At 41.7% G+C, this 21,429-nt stretch carries 17 protein-coding genes and 1 pseudogene; 3 read left to right on the forward strand and 15 right to left on the reverse strand.

Annotated elements, in window-relative coordinates:
- Positions 1 to 87 precede the first annotated feature (87 nt).
- The 5 genes from IM793_RS18290 to IM793_RS18310 all read right to left on the reverse strand — a co-directional run bounded on the left by IM793_RS18290 (position 88) and on the right by IM793_RS18310 (position 10,282).
- Positions 88 to 999, reverse strand: a complete 912-nt coding sequence (locus IM793_RS18290) for a response regulator transcription factor (RefSeq protein ID WP_193423832.1) — start codon at positions 997 to 999, stop codon at positions 88 to 90.
- Positions 1,000 to 1,018: 19 nt separating this feature from the next.
- Positions 1,019 to 1,771 (reverse strand): sensor histidine kinase, encoded by a 753-nt coding sequence (locus IM793_RS18295; protein ID WP_193423833.1) that lies wholly within the window; start codon positions 1,769 to 1,771, stop codon positions 1,019 to 1,021.
- 487 nt (positions 1,772 to 2,258) lie between these two features.
- Positions 2,259 to 5,492 carry a hypothetical protein gene (locus tag IM793_RS18300; RefSeq protein WP_193423835.1) on the reverse strand — a complete coding sequence of 1,078 codons (3,234 nt, stop codon included), beginning with the start codon at positions 5,490 to 5,492 and terminating at the stop codon, positions 2,259 to 2,261.
- Between the two features lie 1,174 nt (positions 5,493 to 6,666).
- Positions 6,667 to 8,943, reverse strand: coding sequence for an outer membrane beta-barrel family protein (locus tag IM793_RS18305; protein ID WP_193423837.1), 2,277 nt, complete (start codon positions 8,941 to 8,943; stop codon positions 6,667 to 6,669).
- Between the two features lie 211 nt (positions 8,944 to 9,154).
- Complete coding sequence (locus IM793_RS18310; protein ID WP_193423838.1) at positions 9,155 to 10,282, reverse strand: AraC family transcriptional regulator; 1,128 nt, start codon at positions 10,280 to 10,282, stop codon at positions 9,155 to 9,157.
- 408 nt (positions 10,283 to 10,690) lie between these two features.
- Between IM793_RS18310 and IM793_RS18315 the strand changes: the two genes are divergently transcribed.
- Together IM793_RS18315 and IM793_RS18320 are read left to right on the forward strand one after the other, a co-directional pair.
- On the forward strand, positions 10,691 to 11,095 hold the full coding sequence (locus IM793_RS18315; protein ID WP_193423839.1) for a hypothetical protein: 405 nt from the start codon (positions 10,691 to 10,693) through the stop codon (positions 11,093 to 11,095).
- 4 nt (positions 11,096 to 11,099) lie between these two features.
- On the forward strand, positions 11,100 to 12,203 hold the full coding sequence (locus tag IM793_RS18320; protein ID WP_227256311.1) for a DUF6688 family protein: 1,104 nt from the start codon (positions 11,100 to 11,102) through the stop codon (positions 12,201 to 12,203).
- On the opposite strand, the gene IM793_RS18325 is transcribed toward IM793_RS18320, so the two are convergent.
- The 4 genes from IM793_RS18325 to IM793_RS18340 all read right to left on the reverse strand — a co-directional run bounded on the left by IM793_RS18325 (position 12,196) and on the right by IM793_RS18340 (position 15,618).
- Entirely contained in the window at positions 12,196 to 12,858 is a 663-nt protein-coding gene (locus IM793_RS18325; protein ID WP_193423840.1) for a hypothetical protein, read from the reverse strand. The genes IM793_RS18320 and IM793_RS18325 overlap by 8 nt on opposite strands.
- 149 nt (positions 12,859 to 13,007) lie before the next feature.
- Positions 13,008 to 13,808: a hypothetical protein gene (locus IM793_RS18330; protein ID WP_193423841.1), complete on the reverse strand. Its 801-nt coding sequence runs from the start codon at positions 13,806 to 13,808 to the stop codon at positions 13,008 to 13,010.
- 63 nt (positions 13,809 to 13,871) lie between these two features.
- Positions 13,872 to 14,321 carry an SRPBCC family protein gene (locus IM793_RS18335; RefSeq protein WP_193423842.1) on the reverse strand — a complete coding sequence of 150 codons (450 nt, stop codon included), beginning with the start codon at positions 14,319 to 14,321 and terminating at the stop codon, positions 13,872 to 13,874.
- Positions 14,322 to 14,697: 376 nt separating this feature from the next.
- The gene (locus IM793_RS18340; RefSeq protein WP_193423843.1) at positions 14,698 to 15,618 is read right to left on the reverse strand and encodes a DUF4272 domain-containing protein; all 921 of its coding nucleotides are present in this window, start codon (positions 15,616 to 15,618) and stop codon (positions 14,698 to 14,700) included.
- A 390-nt stretch (positions 15,619 to 16,008) separates the two neighbouring features.
- Here IM793_RS18340 and IM793_RS25170 point away from each other — a divergent pair.
- Positions 16,009 to 16,161: pseudogene (locus IM793_RS25170) on the forward strand (BsuBI/PstI family type II restriction endonuclease); the annotation flags it as partial.
- A 114-nt stretch (positions 16,162 to 16,275) separates the two neighbouring features.
- On the opposite strand, the gene IM793_RS18355 reads toward IM793_RS25170, so the two are convergent.
- The 6 genes from IM793_RS18355 to IM793_RS18380 all read right to left on the reverse strand — a co-directional run bounded on the left by IM793_RS18355 (position 16,276) and on the right by IM793_RS18380 (position 20,963).
- Positions 16,276 to 16,797 carry a hypothetical protein gene (locus IM793_RS18355; protein WP_193423847.1) on the reverse strand — a complete coding sequence of 174 codons (522 nt, stop codon included), beginning with the start codon at positions 16,795 to 16,797 and terminating at the stop codon, positions 16,276 to 16,278.
- Between the two features lie 693 nt (positions 16,798 to 17,490).
- Positions 17,491 to 18,540: a PIN domain-containing protein gene (locus IM793_RS18360; protein WP_193423849.1), complete on the reverse strand. Its 1,050-nt coding sequence runs from the start codon at positions 18,538 to 18,540 to the stop codon at positions 17,491 to 17,493.
- Between the two features lie 318 nt (positions 18,541 to 18,858).
- The gene (locus IM793_RS18365) at positions 18,859 to 19,176 is read right to left on the reverse strand and encodes a hypothetical protein (protein WP_193423851.1); all 318 of its coding nucleotides are present in this window, start codon (positions 19,174 to 19,176) and stop codon (positions 18,859 to 18,861) included.
- Positions 19,177 to 19,238: 62 nt separating this feature from the next.
- A complete protein-coding gene (locus IM793_RS18370) occupies positions 19,239 to 19,679 on the reverse strand; it encodes an Hsp20/alpha crystallin family protein (RefSeq protein ID WP_193423853.1) in 441 nt (146 codons plus the stop codon).
- 412 nt (positions 19,680 to 20,091) lie between these two features.
- On the reverse strand, positions 20,092 to 20,646 hold the full coding sequence (locus tag IM793_RS18375) for a hypothetical protein (protein WP_193423855.1): 555 nt from the start codon (positions 20,644 to 20,646) through the stop codon (positions 20,092 to 20,094).
- Positions 20,647 to 20,693: 47 nt separating this feature from the next.
- Positions 20,694 to 20,963, reverse strand: coding sequence for a hypothetical protein (locus IM793_RS18380; RefSeq protein ID WP_121283211.1), 270 nt, complete (start codon positions 20,961 to 20,963; stop codon positions 20,694 to 20,696).
- Positions 20,964 to 21,429 lie beyond the last annotated feature (466 nt).

A 21,429-nucleotide genomic window follows, 5' to 3' on the forward strand; every position in this document is an offset into this window, starting at 1 on the left:
AATGATAAGTTTTGCTCGAATCAAATAGATCAAGATAATTTTTGGCTACATGTGTTTTACACAGCTTCATTTTACCTACAGCCTGTACTAAATGATGTTGTCCTTGTTAATAATGTCATTTTTAACCAGGATTCTAATCAGCCCCACTCTGCTTTTAACGTTGAATTTCGAAAATATGGATTCGCGGTACTTGTCTATTGATTTATAGCTTACCCCCATTTGGTCTGCCATTTCCTGATAATTCATTTCTGTAGCTACAAGTTTGAGAAACTGTAGCTCTTTTGAATTTAGCTGATCAATTACATCTGAAGCCTCAGCTATTTTTGAATAGGGGTTTAATGCTCGAATGGCAATATTCGAGATCCATTCGGGAAAGAACTGGCCCTGTTCATGAACCTGATTTAATGCATGTATTAATTCTCCTGGCGTAGTTTCTTTGAGTAGGTAGCTTTTTACACCATGTTTTAACATCTTTAATACCGCATTTTCATCCTCGAGCATTGATAACACCAATACCTTGACGCTAGGATAATTAATGGCCAGTAGCCTTGCCGTTTCGATACCGTCCATTTCCGGCATGTTGATGTCCAGTAGCAAAAGTTCCGGGATGGTACCCGAGGCGAGTTTTTCCATCAGTTGGATACCTGATGCTGCTTGAAAAAGCATGTTATAACGGCCTGGGGCGGCTTCTTCTAGGAGGGTCGAAAGGCCGAGGCGAAAAAGGGTGTGGTCATCGACAAGGGCAAGTGTGATTTTTTTTCTCATGGTGTCAGGTTTTATGTGTTGTTTAATTCCCGGTTGGAGTTGGTCAGTAGTTTTATTTTCATGTTTGTTCAGGAGTAGTGCGCTAATGAGCGGGATACAGATTAGGAGTACTCGCCATATCCAGAAGCCAGTGATATCGATCAGTACGGCACGGCGATCTACCGGACTGATACCGCTGATATCAATCCTTTTGCTCTTGTAATGGAAGGGCTGGTCAATGGAGTTCTTTTTCATTTCAGGAGCTCTACTCGTTTTATAACTTGATCTTAATTGTAATACGGGTACCTTCACCCGGAATACTCTGTGTTTTGAGATTTCCATGTAAAAATTCGACCCTGGATTTTATTGTTCTAAGGCCCATGCCTCGTTTACTGCTTTTGCTTTTTTCCATAGCATGGTAATTGAATCCTATACCATCATCTGCAATTGTCAGAATCAGGGCTCCGAACTTTTTTTGAACGCTCACGTCAATTGTGGAAGCTTTTGCATGTTTTACAACATTATTGATGATTTCTTGGCAGATCCTGAAGAGCACAAGCCCGGTCTGGTGCACAAGCGTGGCTTTGTCGCCTTCGAGAAAATAATTTACTGATAATAGTTTGGAATTGGTCAACCTGTCCAGTTCCATTTCTAGGCAATCGTAGAAATCGAAATACTCCATGTCAAATGCCTGCATACTCCTTGATATATTCCTTATTTCTATTGAGGTTTTTTCTGCGAGCGAAATAGCCTCATCGAATTGCACTCTGTTTTTTTCGTCTGCATTAACTCTAAGCCTTTTTAGCGACATTAACAGAAGGCTTTGATAGGAACCGATGTTGTCATGTAGTTCAGAGGCAATGTTGTGGGAAACCTGTTCCTGGATTTCGATCCTGGTCTCCAACAATTCCTTGTTATGGTATCTGACCAGCTTTTTGATCTTATCAGAAAAAATCAGGTTCATGAAGAAACCAACTAGGCAACCAACCAAAATATTTATACCTAGTTCCGAAATAAAGCCGATCATTCCAATTATCAATTAGTTATTGTAAAGTTAGGGAATAATCCATTTGGAACTAAGGAAATATCCTAATTTATTTTTTGTAAAAATAGGAAATTTCCTAATTATGTGAGAGGGTGATTTCCTTTTTTTTATTTGAGCAAAATTCATTTAGAATATTGTTCCGTATCAAGGCTTAAGAGGTTTCCATAATGAAGATTTCAGGTAAAGATGGGATTTGATTTTTTTACAGTTGGTTAATCCAGTGGTTCACACTATTCTAATAAGCCCATTTCGATATTATTTATGGTTAGGTGTAACTCGGCATTTATTGCGCAGACGATACTGACGATAAGTTCCGATGGAATATCCGATAGTAGCTGTTCAAGACTTGGTATCTCGCCTGGAAATATATCCTTATATGTTATAACCGGGACCATGTTCATATTGTAGAATTAAAAGTAATGATAGTGTATAATAAATAGGTGATCAAACGCATCAGCGGCAACGAAAACTATAACGGATTTTCGAGATATCCTCTGAATCCCGAGAGGTTCAGGAAAATCTTGAAGTGTATTAGCATCGTTCGGTAATCTGTACCGATATGATGTTCCTTTATCAGCCTAAGCATGGTGCCTGGTACAAACCAGACACTTTGATGCCAGTTTGAGCTGACGCCACGTGCACATAGTGCACGTTGGAGCATTGAGTTTATATTTGCGCTGATTTCTGTACTGCTGAAGGCATCAAAGAGATCCGGATCAGTGAGTACCGCCCCATAGCTGTTTGAAAATCCCGCAACTTCGGACGCGACCAGGCCTTTCTGTTTGATCACTGATTTATTTTCATGGGTTAAAATACCTTCAGAGAACCTTTTCTCCCCATCCCGCTGAGCATGTCCGGGCCGTTCATCCTCATAGGTTTTTATGGGAAAACCCATTGTTTTGAGCCTATTAACCTGATCATCATTTGCTTCCAGAGATATCGAATAGCCATACTGCCTGACGATCCTGCGGAATTCCCCGTTGAAATCAGAGTTTAGCAAATTGGTGACATCCCGTAAAGGTATGCCCCGGTCGTAGTTATGGTACTTGAGCAGCTTCCCAACGCCGATCTGGAATAAACCGATAGGAAATACATTGATAAACCTAACTGGCAGCTCAAACCAGTCTATGATGAGCGCTTCGGGATCAAAAGCAGAGATCAGATCTGCCAAAAAAGATAGGGGGTGCTGGACGATATACTCTTGTAACAGACTATGGTAACCTTTCTCAGATATCTCCTGCAGGTGATGGATGAAACCGACCGATACCTTCCAGTCGATGATTCCCTTCTCTTCGAAAACGCTGAGTACCTGATCCAGGCAGTTAAGGGAGTGGTCACGGCGGATATAGTATTTTGTCCAAAATGTCGACAATGCGCCGATCTCCACCTTCCTTTTTTGCTCCAGGGCAAGTCTGAGATAACTGTGGATGCCATTGCACAGTGTAAAGCTGCTTTTATCCATATGCCTGGCAATATACTCGGGTAGCGAAAGCAAAAGGAAGTCGTTTTCATCTTCAAGATGGCCCAGGGACTGTAGGTTCTTTTTAACGTTTTCCAATATCCAATCCGGTTGGTGCGGAGAAAGATAGGGTAGGCGTTCCTTTAGTTGTTGTTTACAAGAGTTGTCTCCTTTCAGATAAGTGGATACAATATCTAAAAGGTCGCCATTCTGTTTCACCTTTTTCCTGTATATGTAAAGATTCTCTAAGATATAAACTAGGTCTTGTTCCCAGTGGTGGTTTTTAGTATCCGCAAGGGCCCGTTTGATACGCACGGGGCTTAGTATCCTGGTATGCCGGTAAAAATAGTCGACCTCTTCCTGTACCTCTGACCTGAGATTCCGGTAAAAATCCTTGATTTCGTAATTGCTATCAGCATTAAGGTTGAACATTAGAGTACCGTCATCAGTCCTTATAAAATATAGCATCGCGAAAAGATAGCCACTGCTGGTCACATCTTCCTCATGATAGCCATTTTCCAGTAAAGCTTTGACTAGGGTAAAATGAAATGCATTCATCGCCGAGATGTGATCACGGATCACAATGTTCAAAATCATGCTAAGATCAAAGTATCCCACAAGGTCCAGATCCTCCGCTTCCATTTCGTCAAGCCAATCCCGAATATGTCCATAAAATCCCCTTACTGCTTCAAAATCTACGACACCCGACATCAGTTCCTCAAAATAACAGATATTTGCATATTGCCTGATGATGACCAGGCGGTCAGCCGGCTCGATCTCAAAAAGACCGAAACGGGACTGGAATCTTTTCTCTCCGTTGCGCAGTGAATCGGCGACGATCCTGCCCACATGCAATATCAATTCGTTATTGCCGATACCGGTTATCCTCAAGAAAGTGAGAAAACTATCATGGAAAAGTGACACCCTGTTGAGCCTGATTTCAAACAGATAGGGATGCTCCTGGATGAATTCCCGTACATAGGAGGCGGGATATTGTTCAAGGAATATGTCCAGCTCACTGAGCATCAGGAAACCCTTGCAACACAAGAAAACTGCCAAGGCCTGCTTGCCTTTCTGGCTTTTGATCAGTCCGTTATAATAGATATTCACATCGCTGATCTGCTTCAATTCCGGCAAGCTACCGTCCCTCCTGAAATGCTCTGCAATGTAACGCACCAATATCGGATAGCCCGCAGTGATCAGGTAGATATCATTGCAGGTCTGATAACTATCAATCCGGTAGAGTTCGGCCAATACCCGTCTGGTCTCCACCTCATTCCAGTTTGCCAGTGCCTGTTTTTTCCATTCCAGCTTCCTGGTCAGCGGCCTGCTCAGGACGATGATCTTGACCAGCTTACTAGCCTTTTCGATAAAGGAGATAAAATCTTCCAGATCCTCAGGTTCATAATTTTCCACGTGGTCCAGTCCGTCAATGATCAGCGTTTTTCCTTTTTTAATTAGTCCTGCGATAACTTCGTCCCCGGATCTGCGCAGAATATCGTCAAAGAGTTTTTTGCTCACGTCGGACAAGAAGTTGGCAAACCGGAGCCTTTCGCGGTAGTCCTTATCCTGGTTGGAGATCCAAAAACGGTAAACCAGTACAGGGTCTAGGCGCTTTTCGAGGTTAGCTACTAAGTGGCTCTTTCCTGAGCCCGGTTTGCCTTCGATCAGCAGTAGATTCTCAAAGGCGAGTACCTCCCTTGCCAGATCGATCGTTGGTTCAATTAGCACTGTACTGAATACTTCGATGCTCGGCAGTTGACTGGAGGAGATTTCGAACTCCCTTGCATCAAGCCTATCCTTTAAAAACCGGTCCAACCTAAATCTCGAAGAATAATTGTCACTATATAATTCTTCCAGCAGGTCCTCCATTTCCAATCGGTCCATAGAGACCAGGTGTAAGCCATAGAAGTCTTCCGCCTGAAAACCGAGTACCTGATGGTCTGCCTTAAGTTTAATACCCTTTGCAAAAAGGATGTTCACACCATCCGAGAGCAGGTGGGGTTTGCCACGGATCAAGAGTGCATTTCCCTCAATCTTGAGATCCGAGCGTTTAAGGTCAAAAATATCCTTGGTCTGGAAACAGTAGCTTACCCCTTCCAAAGTGATTTTAACATCATCGAACTGATGCCCTTCCTGAGCCTCCATAACTAGGGAAGATATCTTTCGTTCTACGTCCATCTTTCCCAAAAGCAGGCTGATCACTTGCTGCTGATAAGTGTAACCAATAAGTGCATTTCTCATATGAATAGAAGCTTTTGCTTAGAATTAACCTTATGGCATTTTTAGGCTTTTGTTCCCAGTTCAGCCTGAGGCTTCAAAGATAACCAAACCACTGAGCTGCTTCTAAAAGAATTATCCACACGGGCCGACAGAACAATGTTTATTGTGTTTTACACTTAGATTAATTCAGGCTATCCAACTTAGTCAGGATTTTGAGAATGAAAGCCGACTGTCTAAAGACTAAATTAATAAGCGATGGAGAATGGAAATTTATTTATATTGGAGTTGTCTGTAAGTGTAGATAAGAAATAGGTAAAATTTTGACTAAAAATGTGCTATTTTAATTAACTTTATGCCAGTTAAATAGTTTTAGACCTGGGAAAATACCCTGGTAGAAATGTTATTTTCCTGGCTGAAATTGGGCTAAAAATAGGCAATCCCCTATTATAGCACCACTAAAATTATGGGTGAGTAAGATTCTGATATTCAATTTGTTATATAGATGGGTTTTCGTCCTGCCATTCCGACACAAAATGTTAAAAACTGAAAAAAGAGGCAAAAGCCTCTTTTTTCGTTTATACAGCTCAGTAATGGCTATTTTTCTGAAATTCGAAGTAAATTGCACCTGATTTTTAGTATTTTTAAAGTGGCTTTAAGCATGTTTAATTGATGTATTGATCTATTTTTATGGATAGACTTAATAGGATTCGAACCCTTTTAACTTTAAAAAGGTTTCATTATGCTAAAGCCCCGAATAGCCGTTTATTGCCCCTTTGTGCGGGCTGCTCCGACACAGCTATACACCAACAATACCTTAGGTTAACTTTCTCCTTACCTTTCATTTAGCTATAGTTAACCCGCCAATCAAAAGTGACGCAAATCTTTGACCTACCGAATCTACACGAGGACTATAACTCAACCGAAGCAAGTGTAAAGTTGAGTGCAAGCAGGTACGAAGCAGACCTGGCCGGAAGGCGGCCTGAACGTGGGGTAAATGTGGCGTGAAGGTGGAATTTGGAATATTGTTTTTGGAGTTTTTTAATCAGATGGATCGATTTGGGTGATCATCCCTTGTTGATTATCCTAAGATACTAAAATTTTGGTTTTTCGGGGTTGTCATGATCAAAATTAAAGGGCAAACGGGGTCTTGTTTCTGCTTACCTCGTCATGGAATCCTATCGGGGAATTAGGGCGTTCAATTGGTCCTCCTTCTCTCCTCATCATTTCCAAACTCCCTTTGTTTTACCTTGATATCTTTATTGCCAAAGCTATAGGCGAACGACAGCCTGAAATAGCGGCTGCTATTGTTCTCATTGTATACCTGCCTGGTACCGTTGACCACAGAACTATAGTTCCTGAGGTAGGCCCGGTTGAACACGTCGTTGGCCAACAGCGACACCGAAACCTTTTCCTTCCACAGGCTCTGTCTGAGCCCAAGGTTCAGACTGAAAAGATTGCCAAAACTATAAAGCCCCCTGGTATAGGCAGTGTGATAGCGGTAGTCCACCTGTACCTTGGTACTCTTGCCAATGGAAAGACTATTGTTGCTCGACAGATAGAGCTGTGCCTGATCAGAAGGAATGGCATTGATGCCATTGATGAAACTGGTCCTGGAACCCAGCAGGTAAACCAGGTTCTGGCTCTGCCACCAGGGCGTGATGTCGTTGGTCAGGGTTACCCCCAGGCCATAATCAAGACCCTTATAGTAGTTCTCCCGGGTGATGACCAGCGTGTTGCCGTCAGAATTGGATGTGAATATCGGACCAAACCCATTGGCGGTCCTATTGATAAAGAGCTCCGTCCTGATCAGCCCCTTATAGCTGTGGGTCAGGTCGAAATTGTCACTGAAGGAGGGCTGCAGGAAAGGGTTTCCCTCCGAATAGCTGTTGCTGTTGATATAGGAACGGAACGGATTGAGAAGGGCAAAGCCCGGGCGGGTGATCCGTCTGCCGTAGTTGATGCTGAAGTTATGGCTGCTACTGGCCTTAAAGGTGATGTCCAGGGTGGGGAAGAGCTTGAGGTAACTGGTCTTTGTCGACCGGGCCAAATCGGCGGAACGTCCGGTGGTCTGGGTATTCTCGAGCCTCAGTCCCAGGTTCAGGCCAAACTTTGGCCCGATGTTTCCCGCACCGCTGAGATAAACGGCCTGGTTGTTCTCCCGGTAGGAAAAGGAATTGGACCTGGAGGGATCAGGAACCGGTGAGCCGCTGATGGTATTGAAATACCGGACATCGGCACTGCTGGCAATGCTGCTGAGTTTTGCGCCATAAGCCAGGTTCAAGCCCTTTACCGGATGTTCCATGTCTACCTTTGCACTGTAGTTATCAATATGCTGCGCAGAGCTGTTATTCGCGCTCTGGTCATTTCGGACAAAGTCCATTTGAGGAGTAAAGACGGTTGCTCTGAAATCGTTATCAAAGCCTGAACGGAAGCTAAAATAGTCAAGATCAAAGGAGAGTATTCTTTTCATCGTATCCAGCGTAGAGACCAGATGCGCATTGTAGGTATGGCTGGTCGAGCCCAGCATCCTGGTGCCCTGGTTAACCAGCACCGAATCCAGCCCTCCAGAAGCATTGTGAATCAGTATATCGGTGTGGTCGCTGGTGCCAGGGGTCTGGCGGCTGCCAAAATACTGCAGACCTACCGATGTATTTTTACTAAGGTCATAATCCAGTGCCAAACGGCCTAAGTGCTTATTTTCGTCCTGCTTTCCCGTATAGTCCAGGTTCCACAAACCGGAAGGATAATAGGTATCCAGGCGCTGGGAAACTCTGGAATGGCCCAACTGGCCGTTGCCACTTAGGGACAGCCTGAACCTTTCCCTATTGTACAACAACACATTGCTGAGCGAAAGAACGTCATAGCTGTTCCGGTCATAGGTTGCCGTGGTCGAGTTCTTCCAGGAATTCCCGCTTCCCTTTTTCAGGTTGATATTGATGAGGCCCCCGTTTCCGGCAGATTGATATTTGGCCGGGGGATTGCCGATAACCTCAATGTTCCTGATGTCGGATGAAGGGATCGATTTCAGGAAGCCCATCAGTTCGGCTCCCGACAGCTCGACCATGCGCCCGTCTACCATGACCCTTGAAGCCCCTTTGCCCAGCATGCTGACCATATTGTTCTCCACGATTACCCCTGGCGCGGAACTGAGGGCATTGACCGCATTGCCCCCGCTGGCAGCAACACTGTTCTGCACATCGAACACCAGTCCTCCCGGCGTGAACTGCACCAGTTTCCTGCGCCCGATAATGGAAACCTCCGACAGGCTTTTGGTATCCGCCCTAAGGGAGATGTTGCCCAGACTGGTATCGCCCCGCAATAGCAGGGCGTTTCGAAAATCGGTATAGCCGATCGCAGAGATCCTGAGGGTAAAACTGCCCGTTCTGACTGCAGCTCGAAAGAGCCGTCCTCTTTGCTCGTCGTTCCACTGGCGATCTTGCCAACACTGTCTAACAGCATCACATTGGCCCATCCAAGGGCGGCCTGTTTTTCATCGGTCACCCTGCCGCTCAGTTTGGCCTGTGGTTTGGCCAGAATCGGCAAAAGCAGCAATATCACAACCAGGTTCTTAAGCATTGTATTTTTCATGTCTCATTTTTTTGAATGTGACAAAGGTGTGGCCAGCGCAGGCCAAAAACGTCCGAATGCGGAAAGTCGAACCAATTTAGTGGTAGTACTTTTAGCTAATCCACTGCTGGAGCGGTGTTCCGGTACTGCCTGGGGGTAAGGTTGGTCAGCTTTTTGAAAGCGGTGTTAAAGGAGGACTTGGAATTGAAGCCTACCTCATAGAAGATTTCCTGCACGGTCCGTTCCCGTTGCAGATCATCCCGCAGGAGTTCCATGGCCTTACGTACACGGTAGCCGTTGACAAAATCAAAAAAATGCTGGCCCAGGTGCAGGTTGATCAGAACGGACAGTTCCTTCATCGGCATCTTTAGCTGCCTGGCCAGTTGCTGGATGGTGAGCGAGGGATCAAGAAAAGGCTCCCGCTCGAGCATATATGTCTTCAGTAGATCGATCTTTTGCCGGGTTTGTTCATTAATGGCCGTTACGGCCTGCCGCCTCAGCGGTTCCAGACGGAAACTGACCCCCCGGAACAGGTCCGGATTGTAAAGTGCCTTGAATACGAACCAGCACAGGATGAACACCGCATTGATCCCCACCAGCAGCTGCAGGCTGTCCGACCAGCTGCCCCAGTTGCCTAGTTTCAACAGGTCCTTGGCCAGCACGATGCTATGGGCAACGGTATCTACCATTACCAGCTGGAACAACCAGCGGTAAGTGATGATCGCCGGATCGGCATAGTTTTCCTGGTACAGCTTCCTGTACTTTTTCAGCACCAGGAATATCGCGGTGATATAATAGACGAACTGCAGGTTCCCGATAACGATCAACCATCCAAGTTCGGGTATGCTGGCGTAGCTTTCGAGCATACCGAGCTTTTCGCCGTGCCCCGCCAGATAGAACCTCGGAATCAGCTCAACGTTGATCAGGATAAAAGGAACGGCATGCCATAAATGCACAAGCCGGAGCCTAAAGTCCGAATCGCAGGCCGATCTTGCATACAGGTAAAAAACAGGGTTGTTCAACAGGGAGACGGTGATCAGCAGCACCAGCGCACCAGGGTATTGCTGAAGCCATTGGCCCAGAAACAGCATGCTCAGGTCCAGGCCATTGATCAGGATAAATGCCGCCAATAGCACATTGCTAAGCTTGTGGCGTGTGCTGACCGTAAATAGAAAAACGCCCAGGATCAGCGAAACCGCCACGGCGACAACCGCCAGCACACGTATGAGATCCAGACCGTTCATTCAGTTCAAAATATTTCCGCTAAGGTAGGTAATATTTTTGCCCGGGCCATCAGCCTCATCGACCAAATATGGAAAACAAAAAGCCGGGAACAGGAATTTATTCGGAAATTTATTCAGCATAAAACACTGAATGCATGGAAACCGCCGAAAAAACATCAAACAGTTGGCACAGATCAGGAGCATGATCTTTTATAGCTGAATCACCTAAGTGGAATACAATGCCAGATCACAGGGCAATAGGGATACATCGGACAAGTTAAGGTATACAAGGGAAGAAAGAAGGAAATATTTATTACTGCAGCCGGTGCTGATGGCGGTGACAGTTATGAGGTAGCATAGTGTATAAAAAATAATAAGGTTTTTACGATGACTGTGATGCAAACCATACCTTAGCTAATAATAAGAAACATGATGATAGATAGTAAGTGGTTTATCGCATTTCTGGCTTTGTTGATAACAACCGGGAATATCAATGCGCAGTCAGCTCTTAAGCCTAAGCAAACAGATCAAAAAAGATTTGAAGGACTATGGACAAATAAAAAAACAAGCAGGTGTCTTGAAATATATTTTGAGTATGGTTATGCCACCATCATGGATTGGACACCAAAATTTCAGAAACGTGAAAGTGCTGATGTGTACAAGGCTCTGCCGAAAAATGGAAAACTCGTTATGCCCGAAGAAACTGAGCACCATGCGCCATACAGTGAGATTGTAATAGCGCATAACAGGGTGATTTACTTAACCAAACAGATGGGAACAGGCAAAAAGCCGGCCTTTGACAAAATAGTTTTTACCAGAACTATAAATAAGTAGTAATATGATCATATTAGCGATATTACTTTTCGTATTGATTGCCGGGGTGACGGTATTGATTTTCAGGCAGTTTAAGAAGATTATTCGTCCTGCGGGCCTGGGCTTGATGATTGCTTATGTATTTTCGATATGCGCATTTTGCATTGGGCTAATGACGCACCAGGCAGATTATTTCACTGCAATTGATCCTGTAGATGGTATGTGTTACATCCCGTTTGGGGAAAAACATATTTTGAGTCTCGCATGCTATTGTTTTGCTTTTCATGGCGCGCTAATTTTGATTTGGCTTAAAGGCACCCGTTTGCCACCCCTGGCCACTGTGCTGGCACTTAGCTTTATCATTACAGGTATTGTAATTAATGTACTGATTTTAATGCAAATCTCGGAGCACAACACAAAAAGTATTGATTGGTATGATCGGTCAGATCACATTTTTTTGTTTCTGTTTACACCCGTACTAGGTATTGTAATAGCTGGCTTAACGGTTTTACATGTGCTTAGGAAAGATGCTGTGGCAGCCCGTGAAAGGGTGTACGCTAATGCGTTTTTAAACAGGGTGAATCTTTATCTGGCCCGAAAAAGTAATCTTCCGCTGTGGGGGCTGATCCTGCTCATTCCGGTGATGTTGATTACGACAGTTTTACTATTGATATTGGGACAGGATGCAGACAGTATGGTTAAAGTCTTTACGGATACGACGACCTGGAGGTTTTCGAGGCAAATGCACCCACCTGTTCTGGATCACAAAGGACATTATTTGTGTACTGTTGCAGTGTCTGGGAGTCCAAAGCTGGTAAAACCTCTTCGGCTGGGTGTTAGGGGTGGAAGGACGATTGTGGTAAACCGCCAATTGCTGATTGCCAATGCATTTGAAGAAATGATCCAGGACTTTTCGCCTCGTATGCATAGGATCATCAGACGTAATTACGACAGGTATGGATATAATTTATCAAAAAAAATCAATAATGAAGGCTTATCAAACCTAACCTATTTGCTAATGAAACCTTTGGAGTGGATTTTTCTGATCTGCTTATATCTTTTCACAGAGAAGCCTGAGCTTCGGATCAGCAGACAGTATTTAATGCAAAAAGGCCAGGCAACTACATAGGCCGTCTTTTATTTCTATTGACTATAAACAAAATAACAACGAGAATTACTCCTGCCAATACCACCCATACTATCGCCTGACCGACAATATATCCTAATCCAAATGCTACATTTCCAATTTCGGAAGCACCTTGTTGTCGGCTCGCCTTATTTGCGGTAATCTTTAAGGAATTGAAAAATCGCTCCCGGGCGGGTTTAGACCTTTCGTCTTTATCTTTATCCGTCCAGAAATCAACATAAAGCATTTGATTGTTCAGGAACAGCATCCTTTTAAACCGTAAATTTGATAGATTAGGATTGTTGGTTACATATTTAATCTCATATCCTTGTAATCCATCGATATGGTAAGGCTTTTTACTTACAAGTTCGCCCTTTGATGTGTTTAATGTTCCTCCAATAAATCCGGAATAAATGCTGTCAAGTTCGTTTTGACTGAAACCTGCACCGCTTTTAGTAGTAAGATCAGCAAAACCGGCAAGATAAAAGCCTGATGAATCACTATAATGATGTAAATGTTGGCCTAAGGTATCAGTGGTTTGAGGTTTGTCCGGAAAGTCGATTGCGGCTATATCGCCCAGTGTTTGATGGAAAAAGCCTTTCCTAAACGAGCATAAGGCGATAAATAGCACAAAAATTGTAAATATTTTTTTAGTCATAAAGGCTGTTCGGGTCATTTCATAATGGATTGAACGATGAGGAATACGAATACAAGGTAATCATTGCAGCCAAAATGCACGAAGAATTGCGCATCTATATTCTATGGTTTAATATCAATATACTAGAGCGTTAGCAGAAGTCAGGGCAACTACTCTATGATCCTATACAACCCGAAATCGGGGGAATAAAGGTGTTTTATGTCATGCAACTTAATCACTTGTGGCAGAATCAAGTTCTCCACCTTGAACTTAAGGTCGCCTAACTTATAATAATACATGTATACCGGAGAGGGGAGCGTGCCTTGCTTCCATCGAATTAGCACATCGTCATCAAATTTCTTCACATCTTTTGCAGTTCTTGAAAATTCACTGTTAAAAAGATAGTCATTGCGCACAAATAGTGTTTCATCTTTTATTTCAAAAATATTACAACGTTCCTGATGCACAGTTACATATTCACAAGGTTTGTAACCGTATCTTTTTAAAAGTGTTGTTTCATATTTATGAAGTGCCAAAAGTTTTAAACTGTCATTTTCAATGTTAAGTTCTTCCGACTTTGCACTCAGGCTGTCTGCAAAAACTACATTTTTGAAGTCCTGGGATTTGCGATAATCCGGATAGAAGTATTTCTTGCGATTAAAATAAAGATTACCCTTCTTATCTATGAAAAAAGGAAGGTCCCAATCATAAGTGTTTTCAAAAATGATCCGTTTGTTTACGTCCATTATTTTAAATGGAGCGTCACTTCTGTCTGGTTTCAAAAAAATTCTGTCATCTTCTAAAAAGATGATTTCACTTAAATTTTGCATGTCTGTAACCAGCTTAAACTTACGCTGATCCTTAAGTAATTCGGAAATTAAAGGCACTTCCGGATGGCTATCTTTTTTTGGAAATGGATTACATGCTGAAGCAAACATCATAATAACCAAACCGGCAAATTTACTTCTCATGGTGCGTTTTTTTAGATTTGGAATTATAACAAAAACTGAACCATAAGCATGATTGCCGGTTTGCTAAGCATCTGGTATGTTTGGCTCTACAAGTTTAATGAGTTTTTCAAGAGATTCCTGCCAACCAAGATAACACATCTCCACAGGTATCATCGCAGGTATGTTTTCCTGCAATATTTTTAAGTCCGTACCAACCGATGTTTTAGTGAACCAGATGGTGTTTACAATGGTGCCAGTCAGATTTGAATCTTCAACCTTATCTGTGTATTTTAACAATTCATTCGGAACGACCTCTAAGTATTCTCCACCAAACGCGTTAGTACTTCCTGTAGTGAAATTCTGGAAAGACATTTTAAATGTGCCGCCCGGCTTTATATCCATGCCATGAATGATACCGAGAAATCCATAAGGCGGCATCCACGATGCAAGTGCTGTAGGCTCGGTAAAAGCACGGTAAACCTTCTCCGGTGATGCTTTAATCACTCTGTGTAATGAAACGCTGTTGTCTGACATACAATTATTTTTATTTTAGAATTAGCGCCTGTTTAAAATTAAGTAAAATTTATTTCGTATGTCAGTCTGAGCGTAGTCGAAGACAATTTTTTATAGTTAAGAGAAGCATTCGACTTCGCTCTTGTGACAAACTAGGAGAAGTAATGTAATTGAATAAAATTTAAACAGGCGCTAAATATGTTTAACAAATATGATGTTATTACCGGATAATTTACAGGGTGATATACGACAATTTACAGGGGATATGGAACAATATCTTTCTTTGACAACATGGTGCTGGCCAGCTTTCGGCGTAGCGACCACATATACCGAACCTGGATTTTTAATGTTATGTGATTGAGTTATGGTGGATGAATTTTACCCGAACCGGGGTAGGCTAGGTATCACAACTTACATCATCCCAATCTTGTTCTCCATACCTGATTAGCCAATTTAGGGCGTAGTGCCTTTCATATACCACGCCAGAAATAGCTTCTTCAAGTTGGACGTTTGCCAATCTTGCATCTACACAAGCCCAGTCGATTCTGTAGTAAAGGTCATTTGCATCCAGAATTTCAGCTGCAGATCTTGTTTCAGATATGGAATTTATAAAAGCATTGGGGTCTTTTCCCGCACCAACAGGATAATCTTGTTCAGGGATATCATTTAAATCGCAAAGTTGGTCAGGGAAATTAAGTTCATCAATCTTACCTAAGGCCCACATCAGCGTGTAAATACATTCGCTTTTCCAACTTTCCGTATTTTTCCGCTCTTCTGTAGGATGACCAAGGAATTCTTTTTCTTCAGGTGTGGTTTCTGCCCATAAATCGTATTGCTGCAAATAGGCAATTGCAATATCTGCCGGTATTACATTATTTGCCACAAAATTGGTGACGGCCAGAATGCACAACCTGGTCGCAATTTCTTTTGGTGTCCTTATTAAAGTTTCAGTTTCAGCATCGATGCAGGGTAAATTTGCATTAACTTTGATGCCTCTTACTTTCAGTATTGCTTCACTTCTTTCTTTTCTTCTGATTTGATCGTCAGACAATTGAGATTGTTCCTTGTCAAAATATTTCAACTCAATATGAACACTAAGTTTTTCAATTTCTGAATTTCCTGAGGTATCCAGGATTAGATCTAAATTGTTATCCAAAAAGTGTTGTCCGCCAGACTTGCTGATTAAAGTGCCTGGCTGTGTGAATATAATCGCATCAAACTCAGTTGCTAGTTTTTGAAGCAGTGGTATGATGTCTTTGGTCTCCTGCGGTTCCTGTTCTACAGAAAACTCGCTATTTATAGTAGAGACTTTAGCCAACAGCAAATGTTTTAACTGTTCATTTGTTGCCGGTAATGCTGTAATATATCCGTAAAGGCCTTTTAAGTTTGCCGTTAGCGGACTGTCGTCAATTTCCGGAAGCTGGTAGGATGGGAATGCCCCAAGATATCTTCACATACCTATGGTTTTGTGGTTGAGTACAAGCGATGATAAAGTGGTCGCTAAGGACGATGAGCTTGCAAAAGCAATCGGGCTGAATATTGAGGCAGATAAGAACTGCCGGACATCATATTGGTTGACCTTGGCGCTAAGAACTCTGTCTTGGTCTTTTTAGAGGTTGTAGCCAGGGACGATCTGCTCAGTGACCGAAGAAAAGAAGCTTTATACTAGCCTACCGATACTGCTGGTTTTGTTAGGGGCTCAGTTACATTTGTAACGGCATACCTAAGCAGGGAAGTTCAGGATTTTAAAAAGACCGTGCCTGCTATTACCTGGAATTCATTTGTCTGGTTTGTTTCTGAACCTAAAAACCTTGTTTTCTTCACAGAAGGAGCAGTCCACTTGACATCATTTAGACCCTAAAAGGTAGATGGGAGGAGTGCTTCTACTTCGCATATTTATTAAGTTATTAAGTACTTGCTTAGGTAGAATAGTTGAAGACCAGAAAATATTACTGGTGGCTCATCAAAGTATTGTTTACCTGCATTTGCACCTTTTTGTTTTCTTTGCAGATTTTATAACTGCGGTGTTATTTTTCGTTTGTCTGACGTTGACGACAACGGTTATTGAGTCATGGTAACAGCATGTCTTGACTTCCCTCTCCACTTTCTTTTCAGCAGCCTTGCCCTTAGAAGGAAAATTATTTAATGTAAAGACGATCATAAATGACATTCCCGCAATGAAGAATAAAATTGCTGCAACCGTAGGGATTTTAATATTACCGTCATAGATGCCTTCAGGGCTTGGATTAGCACTGGTATTCTTTCCAATAGTATTTGCTGTGCCGATGATGGCAAATAAGGCCCAGAGACAAGATGCAATGGACACCATTATCAATCCCCAACTTGCGAAGAGGCAGCCCTTGGATTCCACCGGATTTTCTCCGATCATGTCTTTCATAAAGGCGATGGTAAAGGCCAGTACACCAGTAGCAAGCGTAAGGATCAGCTTCAGTGCCTCGTTGGCAAAATCGAAGGATTTTTCTTTGAAATCTCCCATGGTTAACAGAACGGCCAGATGGGACACAAGCGTTGCAATGTCCTTCGGATATCGTTTTCGGTTATCGTGAAAGTATATTGGCTTTTCATAATTTCATGTGTAAGAATCAGAATGCTGTGATGCAGTGGTGTCATCCTTATGTATCTAACTCTCGTTGAAGCCTTCTTTCCTCTTTGATTGAAAGACGGAGATCGATGTGTTACAGCTCTTAGGCTCGTGGCATGTTGACCGACAGATTTTACATTTGTTTGAGGGCGGCCGACAGCAAATTGCTCTGATGGGTAACCTTTAAGTGAATTGTCTATAGCCTCGGCAATGACCTTGTCTAAGAAAGATCTGCCATCTTCACTCAACTGAAATTGATTATAGTTGAGTTGTCTTTTTGCTAGGTTATATAAAGCAGTTTCCTGGGATGATTGTCTTTTAGAATAGGAATGAGGCATTGTTGAAAATTTAAATTGTGCAAATATAGGAGATATCTTAAATAAGCTGCAATAAAAGCAAATGTAACTGGACTCGTATCGGTGAGCACCTATTTATAAATATTTTATTTTTAATCTCCAATGCGTGTTTTGGTTTCCTTTACTTAGATGTATCAGATTCGCTGTAGATTTTATTATGAAGGACACGCAGTGTTTAAGATTTCTCAAATAATCTGCTAATGTATCAGGTTCAGTTTGTCTTCGACGATAATCAATCGATACCGCTGACCTCTAAGTCAGTAATTTCAAATTCTGAACTCATTTCATCCTTCCGAAGATCAAAGTTGAAAAGCACTTTAAAAGTTAAGTATTTTTCACCAACGCAGGAATAGCGGTCTTCTCCGGGATCTCGAACAGGATTATACTGTAGTATTTCAACTTCACAGCTCACATAAACTAATCCCGATACAAGTGCCCTGTCACCGAATATTTCATATTCAATGTCCTCACATTCTAAGATATCGCATCCATAAGCAACCATTTGTCCGTCAAAAAAGTAGTCATCGGAAAGGACATCTGAAGGATGTAAGTTATCAACTTTTTTATGGGTTTCATCTTCGATCTCCTTTTCGAAATTTTTCGTTAAAATCTCCAACACAAATTTTTCATTGATTACAATCTGATTGACATAAGCCTGGAATATGTTCTCGGGACTTTCAAGGGTAGACCCATGTGATTTGATAAAATCAAAGGCTTGATTAATAACCGAAAATCTCTTGGAATCATACTCCAGATCGGGGTGGATTTTGGATTTATCCTGCCTTGCACAAAAGTCGGATGTGTTATTGGTCAATAAAATACAATCTGCTGTATCGTTATCCTCCACGTATTTGGCATATGTTTTCCAGATTATAGCATCTTTGAGCTCAGATTTTTCTTCTGTAAAAGGTTTTCGTCTATGGATTGCCCTGTCCACAAGATCAGGTAGAAAATCATTATGATATGGCAACAAATTAAAATTATCGTTTAAATTTAACTGTTTATAAAACCTGTCAAACTTTGCCAGTTGCTGGACAACATCAATCACGCGCATTTCACTTTCAATTCTCAGCCTGTCTGCGTCTTTGATAATTTTTTTTATTTCCCTGTTCTTTTCTTCGATCTCTTTTTGAAATTGTCTCCTTAATTCTAGCCGGACAATTTCTGACATGTACAGATTCAATAATCCATTCCTGCAATAATCCAGTAGCTGTTTATTAGACTTGTTTTCAAAAAAATAGTCGTGATAGAGGACGTTTGAGTCCAAAAAAATGTTCATCATAACTTAATTGTGTTATTACTAGGAACCACCAGTTTTAAGGCTATCGATTGCTATTTAAGTGTTTAAATGTATAAAAAAAATGTAATATCCGCCGGGGGATTGCAAAATTGCGTCAACTTTATCAGATCGAAGGGAATATTAAATCGTTGGTCTTTATTTATCTCAGGCTTAGACGTAATTTATAATGGATTGCCCATGGACATAGTCCATTTCTGGCTGATATCCTTTTGTGCTAGGTAGATCAGTTTAGCAGGATCAAGCAAAAAAGTTGAGGGCAGGCATAATATGCTTTTTTAACAAGAACCAATCAAACCAAAATTAACAATCAATATTTCCGTTCTCCAGGTGGGCGATACGGAATATTTCCTTTGTAATGATTGCTATATTTTCTTTTAGCTCATCCAAAGAGCAGTTTATGGTGCCTATAGGAATAGGCAGTTCCATAAGTTCTTCCAGAAATTCTATTTTTAACGAACAGCCTGGAACATCTTCTGCGCTTCCTTTTAGCAGTGAGAAAATTTCGCTGGCTTCTTTTTTGTCTTTGCCAAGAGAAAATTTGCCATAGGTGATTTTTCCACCTGGTCCCTGAAGGCTGATGTTGATGGTGAAACGGGTTTCCATAGCTAAATGTTGCATTTTTTTAACAGATTTGGGTACATGATCAATAAAAAGTGCCGCGTTTAGCGGCACTTGGGAAATTATTGTATTTCGATCTGTCTGGCGATCGCTTTAGCCTCTTCCTTTTTTGGAATGTTGAGTTTGAGTACGCCATCCGTATAAGCAGCCTGAATTTGCTCCACGTTAGCACTTTCCGGAAGGGTAAACGATCTGGTAAATGCAGAGTAGCTATATTCCCTTCTGTTGTAGATTTTACCTTCAGTATTGTTTTCTATACGCTGCTCAGTAGAAATGGTCAGCATATCCCGCTCTACAGCTACCTTGAAATCTTCTTTTTTTAATCCGGGTGCCGCAAGTTCAATGTGGTACGCTTCATTCGACTCGGAAATGTTAACCGCAGGCACGCTGCTTAAGCGACGGTCGTTAAAAAAGGTATCGCCTAATACTGATTCAAAGATGTCATTAAAGCCTGGCAATAATGAACTGTTCTTTTTTTCTGGATTGAATTTAACCAATGTCATAGTTTTTTCTCCTTTTAATGTTTTAATAATAAATGGACTATAAATCAATTAATTTAACGCTTTAACCTTTTTCAAAAGGTTACATCTCTGGTTAATCAAGCGCCGTGCCAAGGCGTTCAAGGCAGGTTGGCGAACGGTTTTACCTGAAAAATTTTCATTTTTTATGAAAATTTTTCAGTGCATTGCTGAAATTTTTTCAGTTTTACCCTTCTGTGCCTGGGCGCTCTTAAATTAGCTAAATGAAGTAATTGTAGCGTTGATGGCCAATGCAGTTCAGCGTATTTTATCTGCTTTCTCCATTTTTGCTTATTCTTAAAGCATTTCAGCAGGCTGCATCGGATAAGAGCAACCAAAAACCACATATATTATGCGCATAAACATCTTTTTTGAACCCCTGCCAGGCTAATCAATATCACTGCGTACGTTCAAAGTAGATGATATGATTATCGAAGTTACCCTGATAAGGATTCCCTTTTGCCCGGAAACCATTGGCTACAAGAAATCGCTGACTGCTGGGGGTTGCGGTAGTAGAAAATATAATACCAGGGTGATCACTGATTTTTTTGAGTAACATCCTTTTTAATGTGCTGCTGATTCCCTTTTTACGAACTGATTCACGAGTGAATGAATAACCGATTTCTAAAAATGGTTTGTCTATGTTCGTGATAATACCAGCTTTTTTATACACTTCTTCCAGGTAAGATTGACCTGGCCTTTTAATAGCCGAAATGCCGACCAGCTTTTTGCCATTGTAGCAGAATGCAAGGAACGCTGTATTTAAAATCTTTAAGGGCAGATCAACAGGCGAAACTTTATTTCCCTTTCTCAATAATAAATAGAAGTGATGGAGCTGGATCATCGAACAATCGCAGGGTCTTTTGATTTCAAAAAGGCAATTGCGGAGAAAATTCGGTTGCTCATGATAGTCCTGGTCAAATACCAGGTTGGTAGATATATCGTGGTTCATCAGAATAAATTTAGGTAAGGGTAGTAATAGCCGGTTTTTGCGGCAGCTTATTTATTTTTGATACTTAATGATGTACGTAAAGGGCCTGATAAGGCAAGCATTTCGCATACTTTATCATTCCAGTCTATCAATGCATCTTCTGGTGAGGTTCCAAGGCCTGAAACATCGTGTTCCTCTTCAAAAGATAATACCGCATAAAAGCAATCACCATCCTGATATACGGAGGGTTTAAACTGCATCACAAAAGTGGGTAACCTGTATCTGTTATAATCAAAATCTACCAGTTTTCCTGGTATCGTTCTGGCTTGCTGTTTCATCGCTTAATGTTTTATAGAAACATTGTTGTTTACCTGTTTTTTACTTATGGTAAGCAAACGTAATTGTAAAGTAGCCAACCAATGTCTCCTTAAGGTTAGCCGATTATTGTTTGTTTGTTAAGTATTTGGTAGAGATGAGTTCTGGAGGAAAAAAGCCCTGGTTATATGTTTTCAGAAGGGTAGGGTAATGTCGTATTCCCATTTAAAAAAAAGAAAACATTTTTTTTAAATGGGTTGCGGAGCTTTCCTGTTAACATGCTTGCAGTAAATGAAGATAATCAATCTTTTAACAGAGACGTGATGAACGTGATGACCAATAAATATAAATTTCTGCTGTATTAATCCTTTTGATATAGATGCAGTCGAATGCAATTAATATGGTACTACCAATGAAGCCTGGAAAGAAAAAATCAGACACATTAGATGAAACCGGGAACGAAGAGAATAAAGACATCTTCCCCAAAAG

It is taken from the genome of Pedobacter sp. MR2016-19, from assembly GCF_014947265.1.
In the GTDB taxonomy this organism is placed as follows: domain Bacteria; phylum Bacteroidota; class Bacteroidia; order Sphingobacteriales; family Sphingobacteriaceae; genus Pedobacter.